This window comes from Hydrogenophaga sp. (assembly GCF_041633695.1).
GTDB lineage: Bacteria > Pseudomonadota > Gammaproteobacteria > Burkholderiales > Burkholderiaceae_C > Hydrogenophaga.
This window is the reverse complement of record NZ_JBFJMY010000305.1, coordinates 1-5,210: the sequence shown is the minus strand read 5'-3', so window position 1 is coordinate 5,210 and position 5,210 is coordinate 1. Positions and strand designations below refer to the sequence as shown.

The 5,210-nt window shown below is 64.5% G+C and carries 4 protein-coding genes; 2 read left to right on the top strand and 2 right to left on the bottom strand.

The genetic code is table 11. The annotated features are described in order from the left end of the window. Positions 1 to 1,395 (bottom strand): ATP-dependent helicase (locus ABYB95_RS16585; RefSeq protein WP_372659662.1); only part of this gene is annotated, 1,395 nt, incomplete at its 3' end. A gap of 138 nt (positions 1,396 to 1,533) precedes the next feature. Continuing rightward, the gene (locus tag ABYB95_RS16580) at positions 1,534 to 2,565 is read right to left on the bottom strand and encodes an endonuclease/exonuclease/phosphatase family protein (protein ID WP_372659661.1); all 1,032 of its coding nucleotides are present in this window, start codon (positions 2,563 to 2,565) and stop codon (positions 1,534 to 1,536) included. 175 nt (positions 2,566 to 2,740) lie between these two features. Between ABYB95_RS16580 and ABYB95_RS16575 the strand changes: the two genes are divergently transcribed. Together ABYB95_RS16575 and ABYB95_RS16570 are read left to right on the top strand one after the other, a co-directional pair. Then, positions 2,741 to 3,703: an AEC family transporter gene (locus tag ABYB95_RS16575; RefSeq protein ID WP_372659660.1), complete on the top strand. Its 963-nt coding sequence runs from the start codon at positions 2,741 to 2,743 to the stop codon at positions 3,701 to 3,703. A gap of 427 nt (positions 3,704 to 4,130) precedes the next feature. Further along, positions 4,131 to 5,210, top strand: a 1,080-nt coding sequence (locus ABYB95_RS16570) for a peroxidase family protein (protein WP_372659659.1), incomplete at its 3' end; no start/stop codon positions are given.

The following is a 5,210-nucleotide window of genomic DNA, read 5'->3' as shown; positions in this document are numbered from 1 at the left end:
GGCGCGGTACTCCAGATCGTTCACGGCCCGGCCAAACTCGTGCAAGGTGGCCACGGCGCGCGCGGGCAGGGCGGCGGCCAGGGAGTTCGAGAACAGGGCTTCAAACAGGCTGAGCTTGTATTGCGTGGCGAAGTTGCCCAACTGTTGCAGCGTGGTGTGGCCGATGCCACGCTTGGGCGTGGTGGCGGCGCGCATGAAGGCGGGGTCGTCGTTGTTGTTGACCAGCACGCGCAGCCAGGCGCAGAGGTCGCGGATTTCGGCGCGGTCGAAAAAGCTCTGGCCACCCGACACTTTGTACGGGATTTGCGCGCGCCGCAGCGACTGCTCGAACGGCCGGGCCATGTGGTTGGCACGGTACAGAATCGCGAAATCGCGCAGCTCCTTGTGCGGCGAGCTGGCCTGCAAACTCAGGATGCGCGCCACCGCACGTTCGGCTTCGTGCTCTTCGTTGTCGGCATCGACCACGCGCACCGGCTCGCCTTCGCCCAGATCGCTCCACAGCGTCTTGGGGAACAGCTTGGGGTTGAGGCCGATCACGTTGTTGGCCGCGCGCAGGATGCCACTGGTGGAGCGGTAGTTCTGCTCCAATTTGATGATTTTGAGGTCGGGGAACTCTTGCGGCAACCTTCGCAGGTTGTCCAGCGTGGCGCCGCGCCAGCCGTAAATGCTCTGGTCGTCGTCGCCCACGGCGGTGAAGCGCGCGCGCTCACCCACCAGCAGCTTGAGCAATTCGTACTGCGTGGCGTTGGTGTCCTGGTACTCGTCCACCAGCACGTGGCCCATTTTTTTTTGCCAGCGTTCGCACACCTCGGGGTGTTCGCTCAGCAGCTTGAGTGGCAGGCTGATGAGGTCGTCGAAATCCACACTCTGGTAGGCGCTGAGCCGCTCTTCGTAACGCGCCATGATGGTGGCGGTTACGCGCTCGTCTTCGTCCTTGGCCTGCGCCAGTGCCTGGGCGGCATTGAGTCCGGCGCTCTTCAGCGCGCTGATGGCCCATTGCCATTGCTTGGCGGTGGCCGCGTCGGTGGTGCCGCCGCAGTCTTTGAGCAGGCTGGTGATGTCGTCGGTGTCGAGGATGGAGAACTGCTGCTTCAAACCCAATACCGTGCCGTCTTCGCGCAACAGGCGTACACCCAGGGCGTGGAAGGTGCAGATCAGCACTTTCTTGGCATCGCGGCCCACCAGCTGGCGCGCGCGTTCGCGCATTTCGGCGGCGGCCTTGTTGGTGAAGGTGATGGCGGCGATGCGGTCGGCGGCCAGCCCGGCTTGTATGAGGCGGCCGATCTTGTGCGTGATCACCCGCGTCTTGCCCGAGCCGGCCCCTGCCAGCACCAGGCAGGGACCGCCCAGGTGGTTCACGGCTTCTTGTTGGGCGAGATTCAGGCCGTGGGACATGGGGGCATTCAAAAGGCGGTCGGGCAAAGCCTTTGATGATACCGGCAGCGCTTTTCACGCTGCCGGGCGTGGCGCTCTACGGCCAAGACCCGAAGCGCCGACCCCAAGTGTCTTGGCAGATTTTGAGAGAGCCTGCGCTCACTTCTTGTAGGGTTTGTACTTGAAGCTGGCGCGGATCACGCCGTGGTCGGTGCTGCCATCGGCCTTGTGGTCTTCGGTATTGAGGTGGTCGTTGTTGAGCTGCAAGCCGTCGAACAACCAGATGCGTTTTTTGCTGTGGTCGTAGAACTCCTGGCTCACCAGGATGTGGTCCAGCGATTCGCGCACGTTCTGGTGCACGTGGGTGTAGTAGACGTCGCGCGTGTCGCGGAACTGTTGCAGCGTTTGCGCGGTGTACAGCGCCACATCGCCGCCGCCCATGGACTCGCCCATCAGGTACTGCGGTTGCTCGGTGAGGATGTTGGTGGTGTTGCTGTGCTGACCGTCGTTCAGGTCGCCGAGCACGATGGCGGGCGTGTCGTTGGCTTTGAGCTGTTCGGTCAACCAAAAACGCAAGGCCGCCGCCTCGGCCGTGCGCCGGATGGTGGACAGCGCCGATCCCAGGCTGGTGGCGTGTTTGCTGTAGATGGCGGTGTTGGCGCGGTACCAGGCTTCGCGGTAGACCTTGGTCGGCCCCTTGGACTTGAAGTGGCAGACAAACACCTGCACCTGCGGGCCGGGTGAGCGCGGCTGTATGTTCAGGTGCAAAACCGGGCGAGAAAAGCCGCTGATGTTCACGCCGATCTGCGGCGATTGCGGGTCGTCACCCGCGCTGCTCAGCAAGAAGTTGGGCGGAAAGTCGCTGATCCAGTCGGGCTGGCCGACCAGCAAGCCCTTGCGCACCAGGGCCGCGCAGACGATGCGCTGGCCCCGCGTGTTGGGCGGCAATACCGTGTCGTATTCGCTCTCTAAACCGGCGGCCACCAGCACGGCAGCCAGCGCGTCTTCGTGCCACAGCTCTTGCAGCCCGATCAGGTCGGCATCCAGGGCGAGCAGTTGCTGCGCGGTCCAGCGGATCTTGCGTTGGTACTCTGCTTCGGTCCAGCCGTTGCTGTCGGTGTACATGCGCAAACCGGGCAGGTTCAGGTTGTAGAGGTTGCAGCTGGCGATGGTGAGGGTGCGCAGGTTCATGGTGTCTCCTGGGTGCGGGTGGCAAGGGTTGACGGTGCTGTGCCACGCCGATGCGGCTTCCAGCCTACGCCGATCGGGTGGCACCGGGCAAGCCCGCACGGGGGACGCGCGGTGTGCGGCGAAGGTTCCGGCAGCGCCCATGGGCCGGCGCCGGGGTCTGAGACAATCGCTCACCGTGCTCAACATCCTGCTCGTCACCTTTCCCTTTTTCGCACTCGTGTTGGCCGGTTATCTGGCCGCGACGCGGCGCATGCTGCCGCTGGAGGCGATTCCCGGCCTGAACGGCTTCGTGCTGTTTTTTGCGCTGCCTTGCATGCTGTACCGCTTCGGCTCCACCACGCCGATCGCGCAGTTGCTCGACCCCTCGGTGTTTGGCGTCTACCTCTTGTGCGGCCTGGTGATGGTGGCGTTTGCCATCGTCATCACCATGAACCGCCGCATCCGCTGGAACGACGCCTCGCTGGGTGCGCTGGTGGCGGCCTTCCCCAACACCGGCTTCATGGGCGTGCCGCTGCTGGCCGCCTTGTTGGGTCCGCAGAGCGTGGGGCCGGTGATCGTGCTGATCGTGGCCGACATGGTGGTCATCAGCTCGCTGTGCATTGCGCTGTCGCGCCTGGACGAGGGCGAAGGCCATGGCGGCCAAGCCATGCTGGTGGCGGGCAAGAAGGCCTTGCGTGGTGTGGCCTCCAACCCCATGCCCTGGTCCATTTTGCTGGGCGCGGTGGCGTCGGCCATGGACTTCCGTTTGCCCGAGCCGGTGGAACAGACCGCCTGGCTGCTGGCCGACGCGGCCTCGCCGGTGGCGCTGTTCACCATTGGCGCGGTGCTGGCGCGCTCGCAAATCCAGGCCAACCATCCCATGCCTTTGTCGGACTACCTGCCGGTCGCGTTCATGAAGCTGCTGCTGCACCCGCTGCTGGTGCTGGTGGTGGGTATGGCCGCGATCCGGCTCGGCGTGCCGCTGACGCCGTTTGCGCTCACCGTGATGGTGCTGGTGGCGGCCCTGCCCAGCGCCAGCAACGTGTCGCTGCTGGCCGAGCGCTTTGGTGCCGACAACGGGCGCATCGCCCGCATCATTCTGGTGACCACGGTGGCGGCGTTTTTCACCTTCTCGGGCGCGGTCGCCCTGCTCACCTGAACGCACGGGCCGACCACGAAGAGGCGCGTCTTCCCGACCTCGGGTCCGTGAACGAAGCCGCGCCCCACGGTGCCGCTGTGGCCGCGCTGCTGCAGCCACCAGACGCAGCGCCCGGCTGAACGGGGGCGCCGGGGACGGGCGCGGCCCCGTCCATCTATGCCGACATACAAGCCTTGCTTGCTTGAGTGACATCCAATAGAGATTGGCTATGGAATGTATTTCCACAATCAAGTTCCCATATGTGAAGACCTTGACTACAGTCAAGTTTCCTTGAACACCGAAGGCCCAGCATGACGCCACCACCCACTTGCCCCGCAACGGGCCGACGCTGGCTGGAGCGCCTCGCAGCATTGGCGCAGGCGTACTGAGGCCTTGATGTCACCGCCCATTTGAGCGGAACCTGTTTGTTGACCACCTGGAGACACCCATGAGCAACCCATCCCCATCCGAAGCCAAATGCCCCGTCATGCACGGTGCCCGAACCACACAGGGCGCGCAGTCCAACCGCAATTGGTGGCCCGAGCAACTGAATCTCGCCATCCTGCACCAGCACGCCCCGGCCTCCAGCCCGATGGACGCCGAATTCGACTACGCCGAAGCTTTCAAGAAGTTGGACCTGTCCGCGCTGAAGCAAGACCTGAAAACGCTGATGACCGATTCGCAAGATTGGTGGCCGGCCGACTGGGGCCACTACGGTGGTCTGTTCATCCGCATGGCCTGGCACAGCGCCGGCACCTACCGCACCGCCGACGGGCGCGGCGGCGCCGGGGCCGGTAACCAGCGTTTTGCGCCGATCAACAGCTGGCCCGACAACGGCAACCTCGACAAAGCGCGCCGCCTGCTGTGGCCGATCAAGCAGAAATACCGCAACGCCATTTCCTGGGCCGATCTGATGATCCTGGCCGGCAATGTGGCGCTGGAGTCCATGGGCTTCAAAACCTTTGGCTTCGGTGGTGGTCGCGCCGACATCTGGCAGCCCGAAGAAGACGTGTACTGGGGCGCCGAAAAAGAATGGCTGGCCACCAGCGACAAACCCAACAGCCGGTACTCGGGCGACCGCGAGCTGGAAAACCCGCTGGCCGCCGTGCAGATGGGCCTGATTTACGTGAACCCCGAAGGTCCGGACGGCAAGCCCGATCCCGTGGCCTCGGGCCGCGACGTGCGCGAAACCTTTGCCCGCATGGCCATGGACGACGAAGAGACCGTGGCCCTGGTGGCCGGCGGCCACACCTTCGGCAAGGCCCACGGCGCAGGCGACCCGGCATTGGTGGGGCCTGAACCCGAAGCCGCGCCGATCGAACAACAAGGCCTGGGCTGGATCAACCAGCTGGGCAGCGGCAAGGGGGGGCATACCACCACCAGCGGCATCGAAGGCGCCTGGAAACCCAACCCAACCACCTGGGACAACGGTTATTTCGACACGCTGTTTGGCCACGAGTGGGAATTGACCAAGAGCCCGGCCGGTGCCCAGCAATGGGTGGCGAAAAATCCGAAACCCGAGTTCATG